The sequence below is a fragment of the Streptomyces nigra genome, assembly GCF_003074055.1.
Classification (GTDB): Bacteria; Actinomycetota; Actinomycetes; order Streptomycetales; family Streptomycetaceae; genus Streptomyces; species Streptomyces nigra.
The window spans coordinates 1,958,205-1,978,928 of the sequence record NZ_CP029043.1; the positions used below are offsets into that span (position 1 = coordinate 1,958,205).

The 20,724-nt window shown below is 69.8% G+C and carries 20 protein-coding genes and 1 riboswitch; of the genes, 7 read left to right on the plus strand and 13 right to left on the minus strand.

Features of this window, described 5'->3' with window-relative positions; all coding sequences use genetic code 11:
• Positions 1–32 precede the first annotated feature (32 nt).
• Positions 33–272 carry a hypothetical protein gene (locus tag DC008_RS09090; protein WP_055624524.1) on the minus strand — a complete coding sequence of 80 codons (240 nt, stop codon included), beginning with the start codon at positions 270–272 and terminating at the stop codon, positions 33–35.
• A 165-nt stretch (positions 273–437) separates the two neighbouring features.
• Here DC008_RS09090 and DC008_RS09095 point away from each other — a divergent pair, with 165 nt between their 5' ends.
• On the plus strand, positions 438–1,187 hold the full coding sequence (locus tag DC008_RS09095; RefSeq protein ID WP_108706523.1) for a rhomboid family intramembrane serine protease: 750 nt from the start codon (positions 438–440) through the stop codon (positions 1,185–1,187).
• Positions 1,184–1,465 (plus strand): Lrp/AsnC family transcriptional regulator, encoded by a 282-nt coding sequence (locus DC008_RS09100; RefSeq protein WP_055624522.1) that lies wholly within the window; start codon positions 1,184–1,186, stop codon positions 1,463–1,465. The genes DC008_RS09095 and DC008_RS09100 overlap by 4 nt, the downstream gene beginning before the upstream one ends.
• 46 nt (positions 1,466–1,511) lie before the next feature.
• On the opposite strand, the gene DC008_RS09105 is transcribed toward DC008_RS09100, so the two are convergent.
• The 6 genes from DC008_RS09105 to ctaE all read right to left on the minus strand — a co-directional run bounded on the left by DC008_RS09105 (position 1,512) and on the right by ctaE (position 8,592).
• Entirely contained in the window at positions 1,512–2,879 is a 1,368-nt protein-coding gene (locus tag DC008_RS09105) for an aminotransferase class V-fold PLP-dependent enzyme (RefSeq protein ID WP_108706524.1), read from the minus strand.
• Positions 2,880–3,005: 126 nt separating this feature from the next.
• Positions 3,006–3,122: riboswitch (SAM riboswitch) on the minus strand.
• Between the two features lie 72 nt (positions 3,123–3,194).
• Positions 3,195–4,259: an anthranilate phosphoribosyltransferase gene (gene trpD / locus DC008_RS09110; protein ID WP_108706525.1), complete on the minus strand. Its 1,065-nt coding sequence runs from the start codon at positions 4,257–4,259 to the stop codon at positions 3,195–3,197.
• A 139-nt stretch (positions 4,260–4,398) separates the two neighbouring features.
• A complete protein-coding gene (qcrB, locus tag DC008_RS09115; RefSeq protein WP_108706526.1) occupies positions 4,399–6,036 on the minus strand; it encodes a cytochrome bc1 complex cytochrome b subunit in 1,638 nt (545 codons plus the stop codon).
• Positions 6,033–7,082 (minus strand): cytochrome bc1 complex Rieske iron-sulfur subunit, encoded by a 1,050-nt coding sequence (qcrA, locus tag DC008_RS09120; protein ID WP_108706527.1) that lies wholly within the window; start codon positions 7,080–7,082, stop codon positions 6,033–6,035. The genes qcrB and qcrA overlap by 4 nt, the downstream gene beginning before the upstream one ends.
• On the minus strand, positions 7,079–7,891 hold the full coding sequence (gene qcrC / locus DC008_RS09125) for a cytochrome bc1 complex diheme cytochrome c subunit (RefSeq protein WP_108706528.1): 813 nt from the start codon (positions 7,889–7,891) through the stop codon (positions 7,079–7,081). The genes qcrA and qcrC overlap by 4 nt, the downstream gene beginning before the upstream one ends.
• An 80-nt stretch (positions 7,892–7,971) precedes the next feature.
• A complete protein-coding gene (gene ctaE / locus DC008_RS09130; RefSeq protein WP_055624516.1) occupies positions 7,972–8,592 on the minus strand; it encodes an aa3-type cytochrome oxidase subunit III in 621 nt (206 codons plus the stop codon).
• A 147-nt stretch (positions 8,593–8,739) separates the two neighbouring features.
• On the opposite strand from ctaE, the gene DC008_RS09135 reads away from it, so the two are divergent.
• Positions 8,740–9,141 (plus strand): response regulator, encoded by a 402-nt coding sequence (locus DC008_RS09135; protein ID WP_055624515.1) that lies wholly within the window; start codon positions 8,740–8,742, stop codon positions 9,139–9,141.
• Between the two features lie 49 nt (positions 9,142–9,190).
• Here DC008_RS09135 and DC008_RS09140 read toward each other — a convergent pair whose 3' ends face one another.
• From DC008_RS09140 to ctaC, 4 genes are all read right to left on the minus strand, one after another.
• Entirely contained in the window at positions 9,191–10,441 is a 1,251-nt protein-coding gene (locus DC008_RS09140; RefSeq protein ID WP_108706529.1) for a L,D-transpeptidase, read from the minus strand.
• Positions 10,442–10,585: 144 nt separating this feature from the next.
• The gene (locus DC008_RS09145; protein WP_108706530.1) at positions 10,586–10,984 is read right to left on the minus strand and encodes a cytochrome c oxidase subunit 4; all 399 of its coding nucleotides are present in this window, start codon (positions 10,982–10,984) and stop codon (positions 10,586–10,588) included.
• The gene (ctaD, locus tag DC008_RS09150; RefSeq protein WP_108706531.1) at positions 10,981–12,714 is read right to left on the minus strand and encodes an aa3-type cytochrome oxidase subunit I; all 1,734 of its coding nucleotides are present in this window, start codon (positions 12,712–12,714) and stop codon (positions 10,981–10,983) included. The genes DC008_RS09145 and ctaD overlap by 4 nt, the downstream gene beginning before the upstream one ends.
• Positions 12,711–13,676 carry an aa3-type cytochrome oxidase subunit II gene (gene ctaC, locus DC008_RS09155; RefSeq protein ID WP_062667617.1) on the minus strand — a complete coding sequence of 322 codons (966 nt, stop codon included), beginning with the start codon at positions 13,674–13,676 and terminating at the stop codon, positions 12,711–12,713. The genes ctaD and ctaC overlap by 4 nt, the downstream gene beginning before the upstream one ends.
• A 264-nt stretch (positions 13,677–13,940) precedes the next feature.
• Between ctaC and DC008_RS09160 the strand changes: the two genes are divergently transcribed.
• Complete coding sequence (locus DC008_RS09160) at positions 13,941–15,326, plus strand: cysteine desulfurase/sulfurtransferase TusA family protein (RefSeq protein WP_108706532.1); 1,386 nt, start codon at positions 13,941–13,943, stop codon at positions 15,324–15,326.
• Positions 15,327–15,347: 21 nt separating this feature from the next.
• On the opposite strand, the gene DC008_RS09165 is transcribed toward DC008_RS09160, so the two are convergent.
• Positions 15,348–16,322, minus strand: coding sequence for a carbohydrate kinase family protein (locus tag DC008_RS09165; RefSeq protein WP_055624509.1), 975 nt, complete (start codon positions 16,320–16,322; stop codon positions 15,348–15,350).
• A gap of 131 nt (positions 16,323–16,453) precedes the next feature.
• Here DC008_RS09165 and DC008_RS09170 point away from each other — a divergent pair, with 131 nt between their 5' ends.
• Together DC008_RS09170 and DC008_RS09175 are read left to right on the plus strand one after the other, a co-directional pair.
• Positions 16,454–16,663 carry a hypothetical protein gene (locus DC008_RS09170; RefSeq protein ID WP_055624508.1) on the plus strand — a complete coding sequence of 70 codons (210 nt, stop codon included), beginning with the start codon at positions 16,454–16,456 and terminating at the stop codon, positions 16,661–16,663.
• A 164-nt stretch (positions 16,664–16,827) separates the two neighbouring features.
• Positions 16,828–18,756, plus strand: a complete 1,929-nt coding sequence (locus DC008_RS09175) for a hypothetical protein (RefSeq protein ID WP_341867279.1) — start codon at positions 16,828–16,830, stop codon at positions 18,754–18,756.
• 85 nt (positions 18,757–18,841) lie between these two features.
• Here DC008_RS09175 and DC008_RS09180 read toward each other — a convergent pair whose 3' ends face one another.
• Complete coding sequence (locus DC008_RS09180) at positions 18,842–19,198, minus strand: iron-sulfur cluster assembly accessory protein (protein WP_030951236.1); 357 nt, start codon at positions 19,196–19,198, stop codon at positions 18,842–18,844.
• A gap of 336 nt (positions 19,199–19,534) precedes the next feature.
• Here DC008_RS09180 and nadA point away from each other — a divergent pair, with 336 nt between their 5' ends.
• Positions 19,535–20,719, plus strand: coding sequence for a quinolinate synthase NadA (gene nadA / locus DC008_RS09190; protein ID WP_108706534.1), 1,185 nt, complete (start codon positions 19,535–19,537; stop codon positions 20,717–20,719).
• Positions 20,720–20,724 lie beyond the last annotated feature (5 nt).

Here is a 20,724-nt window from a genome sequence, read left to right on the forward strand (position 1 = left end):
GTCACCCCAATACGTGTGCGGTGCCGCTCCCGTCAGGAGCCGGCGCCCGGCCTGTCCACGAGCTCCACCTTGTCCACGGCGTTGCACCAGCGGCAGCGCACCGACTCGATCGTCTCACTGAGCACCTCGCGCTCCTCTACCTTCGGCTCGCCGGCCAGATCGAGGTGGACGTACTCCACGACCTTGGACGAACGGGTCACGTCGAAGCGGGTGAGGTTGCCGCAGAGGGTGCAGCGCCACCGGGTCGTCTCGGTGGGCAGGGGAACCGTCATCGTGACCGCGCTCTTTCCTTCTAGGCCTTCTATTGTCCGCGACGCCCGGGTGTGCCGGTGCGTGTGGCTCGTAACCCTACGGCCTGGCGGGTACCCGCCGCCCGTCCGTCCACGGCGGCGAGGCGGTCTGCGCGCGTGCGTCCCGTTACGTCATGCTCTGTACTCATGATCCGCACCAGGCGCCCGGCGCGCTCCCCGGCCCGGACCGGCTCCGCGGGCCGCAGACCGTCGGCGCCGGTGACGCACGCGCTGATCGCCCTGTGCGCCGCGCTCTTCCTGGCGGGCCCCGCGGCCGGGCTCAATCCGGCCTTCGGTTCCGGGGAGGAGCTGGTCACCGCGCAGCGGGCCTACTTCCATCGCTGGGGCGTGGTGCCCGCGGAGCTCTTCGCGGGCACCCCACGGGCGGCGCTGACCCCGCTCACGGCCCTCTTCGTGCACGGCAGCTGGGTCCACCTGCTGGGCAACATGCTCTTCCTCTACGTCTTCGGCGCGATGACGGAGGAGCGGATGGGCCGGACCCGGTTCACGCTGTTCTGTTTGGGCTGCGGGTATCTGGCCCTGCTGGGCTACGCCGCCGCGAACGACGACTCGGTCCAGCCCCTGGTCGGCGCGTCCGGGGCGATCTCGGCGGTCCTCGGCGCGTTCCTGTTCCTGTTCCCCACGGCCCGGGTGACCAGCCTGCTGCCGTTCCTGCTCTTCCTGCCGCTGCGCTTCCCCGCCTGGGTGGTGCTCCCCTTCTGGGTGGCCGTCCAGTGGGTCGCGGCACGGCAGGCCGGACCGGGCCCGGGGGTGGCGTACCTGGCCCACCTGGTGGGCTTCGGCCTGGGCTTCGGCTACGCGTGGGCGTGCTTCGGGCGGCGCACTAGAGTGAAACCCACCCGAGCTCCGGCCCCTGAGGGAGAGAACCAGCCGTGATCACCGCGATCGTCCTCATCAAGACCAGCGTGGACCGGATCCCCGAGATCGCCGAGCAGATCGCGTCGCTGGACAGCGTCAGCGAGGTCTTCTCGGTCACCGGGACCTACGACCTGATCGCCATGGTGCGGGTGAAGCGGCACGAGGACCTGGCCGAGGTCATCCCGGGCCGGATCAGCAAGATCCCCGGCGTCGAGGGCACCGACACGCACGTCGCCTTCCGCACGTACTCGCAGCACGACCTGGAGGCCGCGTTCGCCATCGGCCTGGACAGCTGAGCCGGGGTGTCCCGGCGGCGCCCGCGCGCCGCCGGGCACGGCCCGCTCAGGCGGAGGTGTCGGGCACGCAACGGCCGTTCTCGGTCCGGTAGTTCCATCGGGCGCCGTCCGTCACCAGCTCCTTCACGGCCGTCACGAACCGCTCGACGTGCTCGTCCGGCGTCCCGGCGCCGAAGCTGACCCGGATCGCGTTGAGGGACTTCTCGCCGGGCGCCGCCTCCGGGGCGCCGCACTCCCCCTGCGTCTGCGGGTCGCCGCCCAGCAGGGTCCGCACCAGCGGGTGGGCGCAGAACAGCCCGTCGCGGACGCCGATGCCGTACTCGGCGGACAGGGCGGCGGCGAAGTGCGAGCTGTTCCAGCCCTCGACGACGAACGAGATGACGCCCACGCGCGGGGCGTCGTCCCCGAAGAGGGACAGCACCCGGACCTCGGGCACCTCGGCGAGGCCGGTGCGCACCTTCTCGATCAGCTGCCGCTCCCGGGCGACCAGGCTGTCGAAGCCGGCCTCGGTGAGCGCCTTGCAGGCGGAGGCGACGGCGTAGGCGCCGATGACGTTCGGGGAGCCGGCCTCGTGGCGGGCGGCGCTGTCGTGCCACTCGACGTCCACTCCCCCGTCCTCGCGCCGGGTCACCGACCGGCTGGCGCCGCCGCCCGCGAGGTACGGCCCGGCCGCCCGCAGCCAGTCCGCGCGGCCCGCGAGGACGCCGGTGCCGAACGGGGCGTACAGCTTGTGCCCGGAGAAGGCGACCCAGTCGACGTCCAGGTCGCGCACGTTCACCGGGTGGTGCGGGGCGAGCTGCGCCGCGTCGAGCACGATCCGGGCGCCGTGCGCGTGCGCGGCCGCCGCCAGCTCCCGTACGGGCCACAGCTCGCCGGTGACGTTGGAGGCGCCGGTGACACAGACCAGGGCCGGGCCGTGGGGCTCGCGGTCGGCCAGGGCGTGCTCCAGGGTCCGTACCGCCTCACCGGGCGTGCGGGGCGCGTCGAGGTAGGTGACGCGGGCGTCCCGCCAGGGCAGCAGGGACGCGTGGTGCTCGGTCTCGAAGACGAAGACCTCGCAGCCGACCGGGAGCGCGGCGGCGAGCAGGTTGAGCGAGTCGGTGGTGGAGCGCGTGAAGACGACCTGGTCGTCCTCGCGGCAGCCGAGGAACTCGGCGACCGTGCGCCGGGCGTTCTCGAACAGGTCGGTGGAGAGCTGCGAGAGGTACCCGGCGCCCCGGTGGACGCTGCCGTAGTACGGCGCGTAGGCGGCCACGTCGTCCCAGACGCGCTGGAGGGCGGGGGCGCTCGCGGCGTAGTCGAGGGCCGCGTAGGCCACCTCGCCCCCGGTGACGAGCGGAACGGTGACATCGGCACCCAGAACGGGCAGCGGGGCACAAACGTCCTGGGCGGAGGCAGCGGTGGAGACGGACATGGCGGAACTCCCGTGAGAGGAAGGGGAAAGTGAAGAAGGGTGCGCGGAGGCGGGGCTCGGCGGCCCTATCGCATTCGCTTGCTCACGGAAGACTCCTCGACGACCAGGATCCCTGGAATCGTGAGGGATCCGCGCTTGCCGCAGACCTCGCTGCCTGCGGCCTGGTCCTCACCCGGGGCACCCCGCCACGGACGGAGGGTTGCCGGACAGTCGGCCGGGGCCTCATGACTGTCACTCATGACCTGGTACGGGAACGTACCGAGATGATCGTCGTCCCGCAACCCATGTCCGGATCGCGGGACGACGAGGTGCCTGTCAGGCGTTGCTGGCGGCCACCCACCGCTCCAGCGTCCGCTTGGCCGCGCCCGAGTCGATGGACTCGGCGGCCTTCGCCATGCCGAGCCGGATCTGCTCGGCGAGCGGGGCGTCCGCGGGCTCCAACGCGACCAGCGCGGCGGCCGAGTTGAGCAGGACGGCGTCCCGCACCGGGCCCGTCTCGCCGTCCAGCAGCCGCCGGGCGACCTCCGCGTTGTAGGAGGCGTCGGCGCCGCGCAGGGCCTCCACCGGCACCAGTTCGAGGCCGACGTCCCGCGGGTCGAAGCCCTCCTCGCGGACCGTGCCGTCGCGGACGACCCACACCCGGGAGGTGGCCGTCGTCGTCAGCTCGTCGAGGCCGTCGTCGCCCCGGAACACCAGGGCGGACGAGCCGCGCTCGGCGAGGACGCCGGCCATCAGCCCGGCCATCCGCGTGTCGAAGCAGCCGATGGCCGACGCGCTGACCCGGGCCGGGTTGGTGAGCGGGCCGAGCAGGTTGAACGAGGTCGGGATGCCGAGGTCCCGGCGCACCCCGCCGACGAACCGCATCGAGGGGTGGAACTTGGCGGCGAAGCAGAAGGTGATCCCGGCCTCGTCCACGACCCGCGCCACCCCTTCGGGTGACAGGTCCAGGTTGATGCCGAGCTTCTCCAGCACGTCGGAGGATCCGCTCGCCGAGGAGGAGGCGCGGTTGCCGTGCTTGACGACCTTGGCGCCGGTCCCGGCGATCACGACGGCGGACATGGTGGAGATGTTGACCGTCTTGGCCCGGTCGCCGCCGGTGCCGACGATGTCCACGGCCGGGCCCGGGATGTGCAGGGGCTGGGCGTGGGCGTACATCGCCTCGACCAGGCCGTTGATCTCCTCGACCGTCTCGCCCTTGGCGCGCAGGGCGACCATGAACCCGGCGATCTGCGCGTCGGACGCCTCGCCGCTCATGAACCGGTCCATCGCCCAGGCGGTGTCGGCGGCGCTCAGGTCCCGACCGGCCAGCAGGGCGCTCAGCACCTCGGGCCAGGAACGGCCCGCCGCGGTGTCGCCTCCAGCGGGGGTCACAGCGCTCATAAGCCGCTCCAGGGTCAGGTGTCCCGCACTTCGGGACATCGGTCTCAACGAGGTCCACCCTATCCAGGCGCCGGACACGGAGAAGGGCCCCGTCCGAAGACCGGACGGGACCCTTCTGCCGTGTGTGGCGGTGCAGCGATCAGTGGTGGCCGTGGCCGCTCGTGATCTCCTTGTACTCCTCGACGGTCGGCTTGGGGATCTGGCCGTCCGGGCCGTAGTACGACTTGCTGAGCTTGGCGCGCAGCTTCTCGGACGCCTTCACCTTGCGCTCGACGCCGTTCTCGTCGACCGTCGGGCCGATCTCGGCCGGCTTGTACTGCTCGTGCGCGGTGAGCGTGTACGTCGCGTCCTGGCTGAGCGGCTCGTGGATCTCGATGAACTCACCGTGCGGCAGGCGCTTGATGATGCCCGACTCGCGGCCGTGCAGCACCTTGTCCTTGTCCCGGCGCTGCAGGCCGAGGCAGATCCGCTTGGTGATGATGAACGCGAGGACCGGTCCGACGAAGAAGCTGATCCGGACGAACCAGGTGACCGCGTTGATCGACAGGTGGAAGTGGGTGGCCCACAGGTCGTTGCCACCGCCGACCAGACCGATCATGTACACCGTGATCCAGGCGACGCCGAACGCGGTACGCGTCGGGGCGTTCCGCGGGCGGTCCAGGATGTGGTGCTCGCGCTTGTCGCCGGTGACCCAGGACTCGATGAACGGGTAGACCGCGATCGCCGCGAGGACCACGCCGAACAGCACCAGCGGGATGAACACGCCGAGGACCAGCGTGTGACCCCACAGGTTGATCTCCCAGCCCGGCATGTACCGGACCAGACCCTCGGCGAAGCCCATGTACCAGTCGGGCTGGGCGCCGGTGGAGACCATGTCCGGACGGTAGGGGCCGATGGCCCAGACCGGGTTGATCTGCGCGATCGCCGCGATGACCGCGATGACACCGAAGACCAGGAAGAAGAAGCCTCCGGCCTTGGCCATGTAGACCGGCAGCAGCGGCATGCCGACGACGTTCTTGTTGGTCTTTCCGGGACCCGCGAACTGCGTGTGCTTGTGGTAGAAGACCAGGATCAGGTGGCCGACGACCAGGCCGAGCATGATGCCCGGCAGCAGCAGGATGTGGATCGAGTAGAACCGGGCCACGAAGTCGACGCCCGGGAACTCGCCGCCGAAGAGGAAGAACGAGATGTACGTGCCGACGATCGGCATGGACAGGATCGCGCCCTCGGTGAAGCGGACACCGGTGCCGGAGAGCAGGTCGTCCGGGAGCGAGTAGCCGGTGAATCCGGTGAACATGCCCAGGACGAACAGCAGGAAGCCGAACAGCCAGTTGATCTCACGCGGCTTGCGGAACGCGCCCGTGAAGAACACGCGCATCATGTGCACGAACATGCCGGCGAGGAAGATCAGCGCCGCCCAGTGGTGGATCTGCCGGATGAGCAGACCGCCGCGGACGTCGAAGGAGATGTGCAGCGTGGAGCTGAACGCCTCCGACATCAGCTGGCCCTGCAGCGGGACGTAGCTGCCGTGGTACTCCACCTCGTTCATCGACGGGTGGAAGAACAGCGTCAGATACACACCCGTGAGGATGATGATGATGAAGCTGTAGAGGCAGACCTCACCCAGCATGAACGACCAGTGGTCGGGGAAGATCTTGCGCATGTTGGCCTTGGCCAGGGAGTAGATCCCCAGGCGGCCGTCGGCCCAGTCGGCGACTCGCTCGCCGGCCGGCGCCTTCCCGCGAGAGCGGGACTCGGTGGTCTCTGAAGTGCTCATCCGCGCTCCCAGAATGCAGGACCGACGGGCTCCGTGAAGTCGCCGAGCGCCTCGAGGTAGCCCTCGTCGTTCACACCGATGCGCAGCTGCGGCAGGGGGTGACCGGCCGGGCCGAAGATGACCTTGGCGCCGTCGGAGAGGTCGAAGGTGGACTGGTGGCAGGGGCAGAGCGCGTGGTGCGTCTGCTGCTCGTACAGGGAGATCGGGCAGCCCACGTGGGTGCAGATCTTCGAGTACGCGACGATGCCCTGGTAGGACCAGTCGAGTTCCTGCTTGTCCTTGATGTCGTCCGGCTGGAGCCGGATGATCATCAGGGCAGCCTTGGCGATCTCGTTCTGGAACTCGTGGTCGTGCTCCTCCAGGCCCTCGGGCTTGGCGAAGGTCAGCGAACCGACCGCGACGTCCTCGGGACGCAGCGGCTCGTTCGTGTTCATGTTGACGAGCAGCTTGCCCTTGGACCACAGCGTGTGGCGCAGCTTGGTGCCGGGCAGCGGGCCGAGGTCGCGCAGCAGGACGACGCCGGAGAGCGGGAACAGGGCCAGCGCGCCGAACATCGTGTTGCGGATCAGCTTGCGGCGGCCCAGCGCCGACTCCTTGGCGCCCTGCCGGAAGTCGGCCATGACCTTGGCCTTGACGTCCGGCTCGGCGGCGATCGGGTGCCGCTCGTCCGCCACCTCCACGTCGGACATCAGGGTGCGGGCCCAGTGGACCGCGCCCGCGCCGATGCAGAACAGCGCCGCGCCGAGGGTCAGGCCCAGCGCGAAGTTCAGCGCGTTGAGGTGACCGATCGGGAAGACGAAGACCGACTTGTCGTGCGGGATCGCCACGTAGGAGGCGATGAAGCCGACGGTGGCCAGCATGGAGAGCGTGAACAGCAGGGCGACGGTGCGCTCGGACCGCTTGGCGGCCCGCTCGTCGACGTCCTGGATGCGGTGCTCGTGCGGGGGCAGCCCGGGGTCGGCGAACGGGTGCTTCTCGTCCGCCACCGCGACGTGGGCGCCCTGCTCAGCGGGCAGCTTCTCTTCTGGGATGTCTTGGCTACTCATGACTTCCTGGCCTTTGCGGTCCGAGCTGCGACCCAGGTGGCGATCGCGATCAGGGCACCGAGGCCGAAGATCCAGGCGAAGAGGCCCTCGCTGACCGGCCCGAGGCCGCCCAGCTCCAGACCGCCCGGGTTCTCCGTCTCGTCACTGTTGACCGCGTGCAGGTACGCGATGATGTCCTTCTTGTTCTGCTCCGACATCACGGTGTCGGGGAAGGACGGCATGTTCTGCGGGCCCGTCTGCATGGCCTCGTAGATGTGCTTGGGCTCGACGCCCTCCAGGCTCGGGGCGTACTTGCCCTTCGTCAGGGCGCCGCCCTTGCCGGTGAAGTTGTGGCACTGGGCGCAGTTGTTGCGGAAGAGCTCACCGCCCTTGGCGATGTCCGCGCCCTCGGGGTCGTACTGGTCCTTCGTCGGGACGGAGGGACCGGCACCCAGCGAGGCGACGAACGCCGCGAGCTGGTCGATCTCGGCCTGCGAGTAGATGTTCTTCTTCCGCGGGACCTGGGCGGCCTGGGAGGTGGCGGCCGGCATGCGGCCCGTCGAGACCTGGAAGTCCACGGCGGCGGCGCCGACGCCGACCAGGCTCGGACCGTCGGAGGTGCCCTGACCATCGGTTCCGTGGCAGCTGGCGCAGCCGACGGTGTAGAGCTTCTTGCCCTCCTCGATGGTGAGGGACTGGGCGGATTCCTCGGCCTGCGCCTTGTCCGCGGGCGCGAACACGGCGTACAGCCCCCCCGTGCACGCCAGCGCGAGGAGTAGGACGACGACTGCCGCCAGCGGATGGCGTCGTCGTGCGGAGAGCTTTTTCACGGATTACCCCGGTGTCAGGATCTTCTGCGTCGATGCTTCTGGTAGGTGCGTTGGTGGAACGCGCGCGGGATCGGGCCCGGCTACTTGATCATGTAGATCGTGGCGAAGAGTCCGATCCAGACGACATCGACGAAGTGCCAGTAGTAGGACACGACGATCGCAGCGGTCGCCTGTTCGTGCGTGAACCTCCGGGCCGCGTAGGTGCGGCCGAGGACCAGCAGGAAGGCGATGAGACCGCCCGTCACGTGCAGGCCGTGGAAGCCGGTGGTCAGGTAGAAGACCGAGCCGTACGGGTCCGACGAGAGCGAGAGGCCCTCGTGCTTGACCAGCTCGGTGTACTCGTACACCTGACCGCCGATGAAGATCGCACCCATGATGAAGGTGACGATGAACCAGCCCCGGAGCTTCTTCACGTCACCGCGCTCGGCGGCGAAGACGCCGAGCTGGCAGGTGAGTGAGGAGAGCACCAGGATCGTGGTGTTCGTCGCCGAGAACGGGAAGTTCAAGGCCTCGGCCTTCTCTGCCCAGAACTCGGGTCCCGTCACCGATCGCAGGGTGAAGTACATCGCGAAGAGGGCCGCGAAGAACATCAGCTCGGAACTCAGCCAGATGATGGTTCCGACGCTGGTGAGGTTCGGCCTGTTGACCGACGGGTGCGCGTGCCCGGTTTCTACTGTCGTTGCTGTCGCCACGACCGACATTATGTCGGTCGCTTATCCCGCCCTCACTCCGGGGGGTGCCGTTCGGAGTGTCTTCCCCGTTCATACCGGTGTTGACGTGGTGTTCAAGGGAGTAGCATCCGGCCCAACGGGCCCTGTCCTTACGACGCCGACGTCACGGAGGAACCCATGCAGCCGACCGCCACGGTGCTGGTCTACAGCGACGACTCCAACACCCGCGAGCAGGTGCGGCTCGCCACCGGGCGACGGCCCGCACCGGACGTGCCGGTGGTGGAGTTCGTGGAGTGCGCGACGCCGGCCGCCGTCATCAAGGAGCTGGACAAGGGCGGGATCGACGTCTGCGTCCTGGACGGCGAGGCCGTGCCCATGGGCGGCATGGGGCTGTGCAAGCAGATCAAGGATGAGGTGTTCGAGGCCCCGCCCGTGCTGCTCCTCATGGGGCGCCCGCAGGACGCGTGGCTGGCCACCTGGAGCCGCGCCGAGGCCGCTGTGACGCTGCCTGTGGACCCCGTGGAGTTCGCCCAGGCCCTGGCCTCCCTGCTGCGCACCAGGCGCCTGCAGAGCGCCTAGAGGGCTTTTGGCGGGGCCTCCGCCTCTGCTCCGTCTGCGCCGTCCGCGGTCAGACGTTCTGCGGTCTCAGCCTGGCCCGTTCGGCCGGGCTGGGGCCGTCCGGCGTGTCGGCGACGAGGGCGCTTCCGCCGCGCCACTTGCGCCAGCTGAGATTCCAGTCGCCGTAGCCGTTGCCGAAGGGCGCCATCATCTCGCCGCCGGAGTTCACCACCTCGACGATGTCGCCCTCCTTGATGGTCTCGTAGAACCAGGCGGCGTTGGCGGTGCTCATGCCCGTGCAGCCGTGGCTGACGTTGGCGTATCCCTGGGAGCCGGTCGACCAGGGGGCGGCGTGGACGTACTCGCCGCTGTTGGTGACGCGCACCGAGTGATGCACGATCAGGTCGTAGAAGTCCGAGCTGCCTATGCTCGCGCTGGTCATCCGGACGGTGCCCTCCTTGGCGAGGACGACCTTGACGCCGTTGCGCGTGTCGTAGCCGGGCTTGCCCGTGGTGACCGGTATCTCGCGGATGACCTCGCCGTTGCGGTAGACGGTCATCACATGGGACCCGGCGTCCGTGACCGCGATGACCCGGTCGCCGATGTCGAGGCTGAGGGACTTGGACTTGCCGCCCCGCAGCCGGTCGCCGACCCTGATGCCCTCCAGGTTGCTGCGCGCGCGGACGGTCGCGCCGGCCGGCCAGTAGTCCTTGGGCCGGTAGTGGAGTTCCTTGTCGTCGACCCAGTGCCAGGCACCGGAGACGGCGGGTATCGACTCCACCCGCAGGGCCCGTTCGACGGTGGCCCGCTCCTCCTTGGTCCGCACGGGCGCGCTCAGTTTGGCGGTGACGGGCTGGCCGACCCCGTACTTGCCGGCCCGGGGGCCGAACGTGACCGTGAGCGGCTTCTGGCTGGCCGGCCTGCTGGTGTCGAAGGTGGCGACCTTGCGGCCGGGGGCACCGTCCTCGTCCTCCGTGCTCACCCGCACCGTGTAGCGGGCGTCGGCGGCCAGCGGGGAGGTGCTGTGCCACCGGGTGCCGTCGGCCGAGAGTTCGCCCGCCACATGCCGTCCTGTGGCGTCCTGGGCGACGACGTCCGTGATCCGTCCGTCGGAGTCCTCGGCGGTGATCTCCAGGGCCTTGTCCGGGTCGACCTTGCGGCCGTCCCCTATGGGGCCGTTGAAGGCGATCTGCTCCGCGGCGTCGTAGGGCTCTGCGGAGAGCGGGTTGCCGTCGCTGCTGCAGCCTGCGGCACTCGCGCCGAGCGCGATCAGCAGCAGCGCGCAGCCTATGACGGTGCTCGTGCGCGGTGTATTGCTCATGGCCTCACGCTAGGAAGCGACGTCCGTGGCGGCGCGCCGAGTCATGCGTTCGGGTGACGGCGGAGGCGTACGGCGTGTCGGGGAACGCCGGAAGCCCGGACCCTCCTGACGGAGTGTCCGGGCTTCCGGTGGAACGGGTTCAGGTCACTGGGTGCGGCTCTCACCGCGGTAGTACTCGAAGACCCAGCCCCAGATGCCGATGAGGATCATCGGCAGCGAGAAGTACATCAGCCACCAGCCGATCGCGATCGAGAGGAACGCGAGAGCGCCACCGATCGCGAGGGAGAGGGGCTGCCAGCTGTGCGGGCTGAAGAAGCCCACCTCGCCGGCGTCGTCCGCGACGTCCGCCTCCTTGTCGTCCTGCGCGCCCGCGTCGACCCGCCGGGCCGTGAAGCCCAGGTAGAAGCCGATCATGACCGCGAGGCCGAAGGCCAGGAAGAGGGCCGTGGTACCGGCCGGCTCCTTCGACCACACGCCATAGACGATCGCCATGGCGAGGATGAAGACGCCCAGCCACATGAACATCCTGCCCTGGATCTTCACTTGCCGGCCTCCTTGCCACCAGCCAGAGCCTTGTCACCGTGAGGCGCGTTCTCGAGCTGGTCGAGTGCGGCGATCTCAGGGTGATGCAGGTCGAACGCCGGGGATTCGGATCGGATCCGCGGCAGAGTGATGAAGTTGTGCCGCGGCGGCGGGCAGGACGTCGCCCATTCGAGCGAACGGCCGTAGCCCCACGGGTCGTCGACGCCGACCGGCTTGCCGTACTTGGCCGTCTTCCAGACGTTGTAGAAGAACGGCAGGAGCGACAGGCCGAGGACGAACGAGCTGATCGTCGAGAAGGTGTTCAGGGCGGTGAAGCCGTCGGCCGCGAGGTAGTCCGCGTAACGACGGGGCATGCCCTCGGCACCCAGCCAGTGCTGGACCAGGAAGGTGCCGTGGAAGCCGATGAACAGCGTCCAGAAGGTGACCTTGCCGAGGCGCTCGTCGAGCATCTTGCCGGTCATCTTCGGCCACCAGAAGTGGAAGCCGGCGAACATCGCGAACACCACGGTGCCGAACACCACGTAGTGGAAGTGGGCCACCACGAAGTACGAGTCGGAGACGTGGAAGTCCAGCGGAGGCGAGGCCAGGATGACGCCGGTCAGACCACCGAAGGTGAAGGTGATCAGGAAGCCGACCGCCCAGAGCATCGGTGTCTCGAAGGACAACGAGCCCTTCCACATCGTTCCGATCCAGTTGAAGAACTTCACGCCGGTGGGTACGGCGATGAGGAACGTCATGAAGGAGAAGAACGGCAGGAGCACTCCGCCGGTGACGTACATGTGGTGCGCCCACACGGTCACGGACAGACCGGCGATGGCGATGGTCGCCGCGATCAGGCCCATGTAGCCGAACATCGGCTTGCGGGAGAAGACCGGGATGACCTCACTGATGATGCCGAAGAACGGCAGCGCGATGATGTACACCTCCGGGTGTCCGAAGAACCAGAAGAGGTGCTGCCACAGCAGCGCTCCGCCGTTGGCCGAGTCGAAGATGTGGGCGCCGAACTTGCGGTCCGCCTCCAGCGCGAAGAGCGCCGCCGCCAGCACGGGGAAGGCGAGCAGGACCAGGACCGCGGTCAGCAGCACGTTCCACACGAAGATCGGCATGCGGAACATGGTCATGCCCGGCGCGCGCATGCAGATGATCGTGGTGATGAAGTTGACCGAGCCGAGGATCGTGCCGAAGCCGGAGAAGGCCAGACCCATGATCCACATGTCGGCGCCGATGCCCGGCGAGCGGACCGCGTCCGAGAGCGGGCTGTAGGCGAACCAGCCGAAGTCGGCCGCGCCGTCGGGGGTGAGGAACCCGCCGACCGCGATGAGCGAGCCGAACAGGTACAGCCAGTAGGCGAACATGTTCAGCCGCGGGAACGCCACGTCGGGCGCGCCGATCTGCAGCGGCATGATCCAGTTCGCGAAGCCCGCGAACAGCGGCGTCGCGAACATCAGCAGCATGATCGTGCCGTGCATCGTGAACGCCTGGTTGAACTGCTCGTTCGACATGATCTGCAGACCGGGTCGAGCGAGCTCGGCGCGCATGACCAGCGCCATCACGCCACCGATCACGAAGAACACGAACGACGTGACCAGGTACAGCGTGCCGATCGTCTTGTGGTCGGTGGTGGTGAGCCACTTGACCACGACGTTGCCGGGCTGCCGGCGGCGGACCGGCAGTTCGTTCTCATAGGTGCCCGCCTCGGGGGCACCCAAGGGTTCGTTGACGATGCTCACAGGTTTGTCGTCTCCCGGTTCTTCTCGTGGCTCGTCTGCGCGATGCCGGCGGGAACGTAACCGGTCTGCCCCTTCTTCGCGAGGTCCTTCAGGTGCTTCTCGTACAGGTCGGGGGAGACGACCTTCACGTTGAAGAGCATCCGGGAGTGGTCGACGCCGCACAGTTCGGCGCACTTGCCCAGGAAGGTGCCCTCACGGTTGGGGGTCACCTCGAAGGCGTTGGTGTGGCCCGGGATGACGTCCTGCTTCATGAGGAACGGCACCACCCAGAAGGAGTGGATGACGTCACGCGAGGTGAGCACGAAGCGGACGGTCTTGCCCTTCGGCAGCCACAGGGTCGGACCCGGGTTGCCCGTCTGCGGGTTCCGGGTGCCGGGGGTGCCGCAGTCGTAGACGCCGCCGGCGTTCGCCGGGAAGTCGTCCTTGTACCGGTCCGGGATGGCGGCCAGTTCCTTGGACGTCTTCGCGTCGCCGGTGGAGCCCTCGACGTCGGCGACCATGTTGAAGCACCAGCTCCACTGGAAGCCGACCACGTTCACCGTGACGTCGGGCTTGTCCTTGAGCTCGAGGAGCTTCGACTCGTCGCGTGCCGTGAAGTAGAACAGCACGGAGACGATGATGAGCGGGACCACGGTGTACAGCGCCTCGATGGGCATGTTGTACCGGGTCTGCGGGGGAACCTCGACCTTCGTCCGGCTGCGCCGGTGGAAGATCGCGCTCCAGATGATCAGACCCCACACCAGCACGCCGACGGCGAGCGCAGCCGCCCAGGAACCCTGCCACAGGGAGAGGATCCGAGGAGCCTCTTCCGTGGTCGGGGTGGGCATACCAAGGCGGGGGAAGTCTTCCCAGTTGTACGAGCAACCGGTGGCTGTCGCCAGGACCAGGCCCGCGGTCATTGCCTGCAGCAGCTTCCGCCGCATCGGGCGCCGCGGCGAGCGGTCGGAGCCGTTGGGACTCACGTAGCGCCTTCCCGAGAGTCTCGCCCGCGCGGTTCGGCTGCGGCCTGGCCTTCTCGCTGGTCGGTCGCCGCCCTGCGTCGGGCAGGGGTTTGGATGTTTATGCGGACCAAACCCTAGCCGACGCCCTCCGGGGGTTCGCGGGGAGGGGTGCCTAGTGGAACGGGGGGTTCGCTGGATTGGCGGCGGCGGGCCGTCCGGGGCCGGTCGCACGGCCTGCGCGCCCCTGGGAGGCGGGCCGCCGAACGGACGCTCTAGCGTTGCCGTGTGGGCTACTTCGACGCTGCTTCCAGTGTTCCTCTCCACTCCGTCGCCCGGCAGGCCCTGCAGGCCTCGCTGGACGAGGGGTGGGCCGACCCCGCACGGCTCCACCGGGAGGGCAGGCGGGCCCGGTTGCTGCTGGACGCCGCCCGGGAGGCGGCCGCCGAGGCGGTGGGGTGCCGGCCCGACGAGCTGACGTTCACGACGTCCGGGACGCGGGCCGTCCACACCGGTGTCGCCGGGGTGTTGGGCGGACGGCGGCGGATCGGACGTCACCTGATCGTGTCGGCCGTCGAACACTCCTGTGTGCTCCATGCGGCTGACGCGCACGAAGCGGCGGGGGGTTCGGTCAGTCAGGTGGCGGTGGACCGCGCCGGGGCGGTGACGGCGGACGCCTACCGGGAGGCGCTGCGTCCGGACACCGCGCTGGCGTGTCTGCAGTCGGCCAACCACGAGGTGGGCACCGAGCAGCCGGTGGCGGAGGTGGCCGCGGTGTGCCGGGAGGCCGGGGTGCCGTTGCTGGTGGACGCGGCGCAGTCGCTCGGGTGGGGGCGGGTGGAGGGCGACTGGTCGGTGCTGACCGGCAGCGCCCACAAGTGGGGCGGGCCGTCGGGCGTGGGGCTGCTCGTGGTCCGCAAGGGCGTGCGCTTCGCCGCGCAAGGTCCGGTGGACGAACGGGAGTCGGGCCGCGCTCCCGGGTTCGAGAACATCCCGGCGATCGTCGCGGCCGCCGCCTCGCTGCGGGCCGTACGGGCGGAGGCGGCCCAAGAGGCGGTACGGCTGCGGGAGCTGACGGAGCGGATCCGGGCGCGGGTGCCGCGGCTGGTGCCGGACGTGGAGGTGGTCGGCGATCCGGTGCGGCGGCTGCCCGGGATCGTCACCTTCTCCTGTCTCTATGTCGACGGGGAGACACTGCTGCACGAGCTGGACCGTGCCGGGTTCTCCGTGTCGTCCGGTTCGTCCTGTACGAGCAGCACTCTGACGCCCAGCCATGTGCTGAGGGCGATGGGGGTGCTGAGCGAGGGGAACATCCGGGTGTCGCTGCCGCCGGGCACGGACGCCGAGGAGGTCGAGCGGTTCCTTCAGGTGCTGCCGGGGGCGGTGGCGGGCGTCCGGGAGAAGCTGGACGCCCCGGCCTCGGGGCCGGTGGCCCGGGAGGAAGGGGACGACGTGCTGGTCGTGGACTCACTGGGCAAGCGGTGCCCGATCCCCGTCATCGAGCTCGCCAAGGTCATCGGGCAGGTACCGGTGGGCGGGCTGGTGCGGGTCCTGTCCGACGACGAGGCGGCCCGGCTGGACATCCCGGCGTGGTGCGAGATGCGGGGCCAGGAGTACGTGGGCGAGGAACCGGCGGAACAGGGGACGGCCTACCTGGTCCGCCGGCTCGGCTAGCCGGTCCGGAGAGGTCCGGGCTCAGGCCAGGTGGGCCCGCACCTCTTCGCTCGCGTCATGGCCGTACGCCTTGGCGAAGCGCTCCATGAAGTGGGCGCGGCGCAGCTGGTACTCCTGGGTGCCGACGGTCTCGATGACGAGGGTCGCCAGCATGCAGCCGATCTGGGCGGCGCGCTCCAGGGAGACGCCCCAGGCCAGACCGGACAGGAAGCCGGCCCGGAAGGCGTCGCCGACGCCGGTGGGGTCGGCCTTGCGCTCCTCCTCGGGGCAGCCGACCTCGATCGGGTCCTCGCCCTGCCGCTCGATGCGCACACCGCGCGAGCCGAGCGTGGTCACGCGGTGACCGACCCGGGACAGGATCTCGGCGTCGCTCCAGCCGGTCTTCGACTCGATGAGGCCCTTCTCGTACTCGTTGGAGAAGAGGTAGGTCGCGCCGTCCAGCAGTATCCGGATCTCCTCGCCGTCCATCCGCGCGATCTGCTGGGAGAAGTCGGCGGCGAACGGGATCTGCCGGGAGCGGCACTCCTCGGTGTGGCGGAGCATGCCCTCGGGGTCGTCGGCGCCGATCAGGACCAGGTCGAGGCCGCCCACACGGTCCGCGACGGTCTTCAGCTCGATCAGACGGGCCTCGCTCATCGCGCCCGTGTAGAAGGAGCCGATCTGGTTGTGGTCGGCGTCCGTGGTGCAGACGAAGCGGGCGGTGTGCAGGGTCTCGGAGATACGGACCGAGCCGGTGTCGACGCCGTGCCGGTCCAGCCAGGCCCGGTACTCGTCGAAGTCGGAGCCGGCGGCGCCGACCAGGATCGGCTTCGTGCCCAGCTGGCCCATGCCGAAGGCGATGTTCGCGCCCACACCGCCGCGGCGCACGTCCAGGTTGTCGACCAGGAAGGAGAGCGAGACCGTGTGCAGCTGGTCCGCGACGAACTGGTCGGCGAAGCGACCGGGGAAGGTCATGAGGTGGTCGGTGGCGATGGAGCCGGTGACTGCGATGCGCACGGCGGGGAGTCTCCTGGGGGGAGGTTGGGTTGACAGTCCACGCTACCTTCCGTGACCGGCTCGCTGAAGTGGCCGAAACTACCCGATAGTAGATCTTTCTTCTCGGGCCCCGGGGTGCTTACGGTGCCGCCATGACGAAATTCGAGGTCCGCGCCCCCGCTCCGGCCGACCAGGAGGCCGGGCTGGCATCGCTGCTCGGCGACTGCGCGCGGATGGCACCTCACTGGGCCGTCCCCGACCGGGTCCTTTCCCACCCGGTCTCTCCCGCACTCATCCACGGGGTGTCGGTGCCGCCGAGGTCGGCACGGCTGCTGGACGCGATGTCCGACTACGGCGACTGAGCGACCGGCGCCCACCCGGGCGCCTCATGGGGAACCGTGCGCTCCCCCGCTGCGTCCCATCGGCGTCCCCCGTAAAGGGGATGCGGGATACGACCCGACGGATCCGGTTTTGACAGGGCCGGGTCAGGGTTCTGGGACATGTGCGCAGCCAAAGGAGCGATGCGGTGAACACCGAGCGACCCGAGAACGACGACCCGGTTGCCTCCGGCGGTGACCGTGAGGACGCGGCTGCCTCCGGCGGCGACCGGAGGGACGCGGGGGCGCCCGGCGCCGGGGGGTCGGCCGACGTGGAGGCTCCGGGGGGCGTGGGCGCCGGGGGTGCCGGTGAGGGTCAGGCGTCGGACGCCGAGGACGCCGGTGCCGGTGCTTCGGACGGCAGCCGGGGAGAGGACGCCGAGGGCACGCAGGCTGCGGAGGCCGAGGCCGAGGCCGATGTGACGGACGCCGACGGCACTGGTGACGAGGACCGGGCGCCGGAGGCCGTAGAGGCTGATGCCGAGGCCGAGACGCCGGAGGCCGTAGCTGCCGAGGCCGGTGCCGAGGTGCCGGAAGCCGTGGAGGCCGGTGCCCGGGTGCCGGATGCTGGGGGCGCCCCTGCCGATGTGCCGGACGTCGACGGTCGGCACGGCCAGGGGGCCGGGGGCCGACGACGGTCTTCCGCCGCCATTGCCGCCGCAGCCGCCGCCGTGCTGCTCCTCGGTGGGGGCGGTGCCTATCTCGCCGCGAACGCCTCGGGTGGGTCGGACGGGTCCGCGGCGGCCGGGGCCGGCGGCTCCACTCCCCCGCCGCTGAACCTGGACGGGGCCACCGACGGCGGCGGTTCGCCCGGCATCGCGCCCGGGGAGCCGAACCCGTACGGCGTGACGTACCGGGCGGGCGGCGAGCTGCCGGACGGGCCGGGGTCGGCGCCGGTGTACCGGGCCGCGGGCCAGGTCGGCGCGGACGACGTGGCGCGGCTGGCCGAGGCGCTCGGCGTGGACGGCACCCCTGTGTCCCGCGGCGAGACCTGGCACATCGGCGTGAAGGACGGCTCGGGGCCCACGCTCCAGGTGGACAAGAAGGCGCCGGGCGCCTGGACGTTCCAGCGGTTCGCCGCCGGCACCGACGACTGCCGGGGTGTCGCCGAGTGCTCCAAGACGCCGTCGGCCCGCGCCGGGGACCCGCCCGCCGAGGACGTCGCGAAGAAGGCGGCGGAGCCGGTGCTGGAGGCGGCCGGACAGGACGAGGCGAAGCTGGACGCGAGCCAGGTCATGGGCGCCCAGCGGACGGTGCACGCCGAACCGGTGGTGGACGGGCTGCCCACGTACGGCTGGACCACCGGGGTCACCGTGAACGCCCAGGGCGAGGTGGTCGGCGGCAGCGGTCTGCTCGCGTCGCCCGAGAAGAGCGACACCTACCCGGTGCTGAGCGCGGAGAAGACGCTCGGGCTCATGAACAGGACACCGGCCGCCGACGGCCGTACGGGCATCGGGGGCTGCGCCGACCCCGTACCGCTGAAGGAGGGCACCGCGGTGCCCTGCGAGGCGGCGCCGGAATCCCCGTCGAAGGACACGGTCACGGTCGAGAAGGCGGTGTTCGGGCTGGCCGCGCACGCGGTGGACGGCCGGCAGGCCCTGGTGCCGTCCTGGCTGTTCGAGGTACGGGCGCCCGACGCGCGGGACAGCTTCACGGTGACGCATCCGGCGGTCGATCCGGAGTATCTGGCCTCGTCGTCCGGTGAGGCGACGGACGGGCCGAGCCCGCGTCCGTCCGCCCCGAAGGACGACCCGTCCGCGTCGCCGGTCACCCGCAACGTGACGGTGGAGGGCTACTCGGCCGAGGGCAGGGAGCTGACCGTGACGTTCACCGGCGGGGTGTGCGCCGACTACGACGTGACGGCGAGCGAGAGCGGCGGCACCGTGACGGTCCGGGTGACGGAGACCACGCGGCCGGAGAAGGTCTGCATCCTCATCGCCAAGGTGTTCCACCGGACCGTCCAGCTGGACGAGCCGCTCGGCGACCGGAAGGTCGTGGGCACGGACGGGCAGAGCGTGCCGCTGGAGAAGCCGGGCGCGCGGCTGCCCGCGACACCGCAGACGTCCGGGGCCCGGTAGGGACTCCCGGACACAGGAAGGCGGCGGCCCCGTCGGAGGGGGTCGCCGCCTTTCCACGCGGATCGGCCGGTCCGGGCCGGTCCGGCTAGCTGAACGAGTCGCCGCAGGCGCAGGAGCCCGTCGCGTTGGGGTTGTCGATCGTGAAGCCCTGCTTCTCGATGGTGTCGACGAAGTCGATGGAGGCGCCACCCAGGTACGGGGCGCTCATGCGGTCGGTGACGACCTTGACTCCGCCGAAGTCCTTCACGACGTCGCCGTCGAGCGAACGCTCGTCGAAGAAGAGCTGGTAGCGCAGGCCCGAGCAGCCACCCGGCTGAACGGCGACACGCAGAGCCAGGTCGTCACGGCCTTCCTGGTCCAGCAGGGCCTTGACCTTGGCCGCGGCGGCGTCGCTCAGAATGATGCCGTCGGTGGCGGTGCTGGTCTCGTCCGATACGGACATCTACATCTCTCCCGGGTTGTACGGAGACTGCTTGCCGACGAGTGCAACCGGCAAGGCCGCGGATTCATTCCGGGCCGAGCGTGCTTTTCCGCTTCTCTTGCTCGCCCTCTTCATGCTCGCACATGCCCGGCGGCGCGGACAGCGCCCTGTTGAGGGGCCGCGGGCGGGTCGTTCCGGGATTCCCGTCACATCGACACGACCGGCATCGTCAAACTGACGTGAACCGGTTATGATAGATAGCGTCAATCCGACGAGAAGTCGGAGAAGGTGTCCCGCTTGACCCGCCGGACCGGACTTCCGGCGCCGGCGAGCCGCAGAACAGAAAGGGTGCGTGTCGTGACCACCGCCCAGACCCAGGAGCTCGACGTACAGCCGACGCCCCTCGCCCTGTTGCTTCTCGGCCGCGAGGCCGACCCGAGGAGCGAGCGCGGCGTCGAGTGTCCCGGTGACCTTCCCTCGCCGTCCGACCCGGACCTGGTCGAGCGGGCCCGCGCGGCCAAGGAGAAGCTCGGTGACAAGGTCTTCGTGCTCGGCCACCACTACCAGCGCGACGAGGTCATCCAGTTCGCGGATGTGACCGGTGACTCCTTCAAGCTGGCCCGCGACGCCGCCGCGCGCCCGGAGGCCGAGTACATCGTGTTCTGCGGTGTGCACTTCATGGCGGAGTCCGCGGACATCCTGACCTCCGACGACCAGAAGGTCGTCCTCCCCGACCTCGCCGCCGGCTGCTCGATGGCCGACATGGCGACGGCCGAGCAGGTCGCCGAGTGCTGGGACGTGCTGACCGAGGCCGGCATAGCCGAGCAGGTCGTACCCGTCTCGTACATGAACTCGTCCGCGGACATCAAGGCGTTCACGGGCAAGCACGGCGGCACGATCTGCACCTCGTCCAACGCCAAGCGCGCCCTGGACTGGGCCTTCGAGCAGGGCGAGAAGGTGCTCTTCCTGCCCGACCAGCACCTCGGGCGCAACACCGCGGTCCGCGACATGGGCATGTCCCTGGAGGACTGCGTCGTCTACAACCCGCACAAGCCGAACGGCGGGCTGACCGCCGACGAGCTGCGCGCGGCGAAGATGATCCTGTGGCGCGGGCACTGCTCGGTGCACGGCCGCTTCAGCCTGGACTCCGTCAACGACGTGCGCGAGCGCATCCCGGGCGTCAACGTCCTGGTCCACCCCGAGTGCAAGCACGAGGTCGTGGCCGCGGCGGACTACGTCGGGTCGACCGAGTACATCATCAAGGCGCTGGAGGCCGCCCCGGCCGGCTCCAAGTGGGCCATCGGCACGGAGCTGAACCTGGTCCGCCGGCTGGCGAACCGTTTCGCGCCCGAGGGCAAGGAGATCGTCTTCCTCGACAAGACGGTCTGCTTCTGCTCGACGATGAACCGCATCGACCTGCCCCACCTGGTGTGGACGCTGGAGTCGCTGGCCGAGGGCACCCTGGTCAACCGCATCGAGGTCGACAAGGAGACCGAGGCGTTCGCGAAGCTGGCGCTGGAGCGGATGCTGGCGCTGCCGTAGCCGCC

Bases quoted from the DNA above. Each gene is read 5' to 3' on its own strand.
- DC008_RS09090 (WP_055624524.1), bottom strand. From the start codon at position 272: ATGACGGTTCCCCTGCCCACCGAGACGACCCGGTGGCGCTGCACCCTC.
- DC008_RS09095 (WP_108706523.1), top strand. From the start codon at position 438: ATGATCCGCACCAGGCGCCCGGCGCGCTCCCCGGCCCGGACCGGCTCC.
- DC008_RS09105 (WP_108706524.1), bottom strand. From the start codon at position 2,879: ATGTCCGTCTCCACCGCTGCCTCCGCCCAGGACGTTTGTGCCCCGCTG.
- trpD (WP_108706525.1), bottom strand. From the start codon at position 4,259: ATGAGCGCTGTGACCCCCGCTGGAGGCGACACCGCGGCGGGCCGTTCC.
- qcrB (WP_108706526.1), bottom strand. From the start codon at position 6,036: ATGAGCACTTCAGAGACCACCGAGTCCCGCTCTCGCGGGAAGGCGCCG.
- qcrA (WP_108706527.1), bottom strand. From the start codon at position 7,082: ATGAGTAGCCAAGACATCCCAGAAGAGAAGCTGCCCGCTGAGCAGGGC.
- ctaE (WP_055624516.1), bottom strand. From the start codon at position 8,592: ATGTCGGTCGTGGCGACAGCAACGACAGTAGAAACCGGGCACGCGCAC.
- DC008_RS09135 (WP_055624515.1), top strand. From the start codon at position 8,740: ATGCAGCCGACCGCCACGGTGCTGGTCTACAGCGACGACTCCAACACC.
- DC008_RS09140 (WP_108706529.1), bottom strand. From the start codon at position 10,441: ATGAGCAATACACCGCGCACGAGCACCGTCATAGGCTGCGCGCTGCTG.
- DC008_RS09170 (WP_055624508.1), top strand. From the start codon at position 16,454: ATGACGAAATTCGAGGTCCGCGCCCCCGCTCCGGCCGACCAGGAGGCC.
- DC008_RS09180 (WP_030951236.1), bottom strand. From the start codon at position 19,198: ATGTCCGTATCGGACGAGACCAGCACCGCCACCGACGGCATCATTCTG.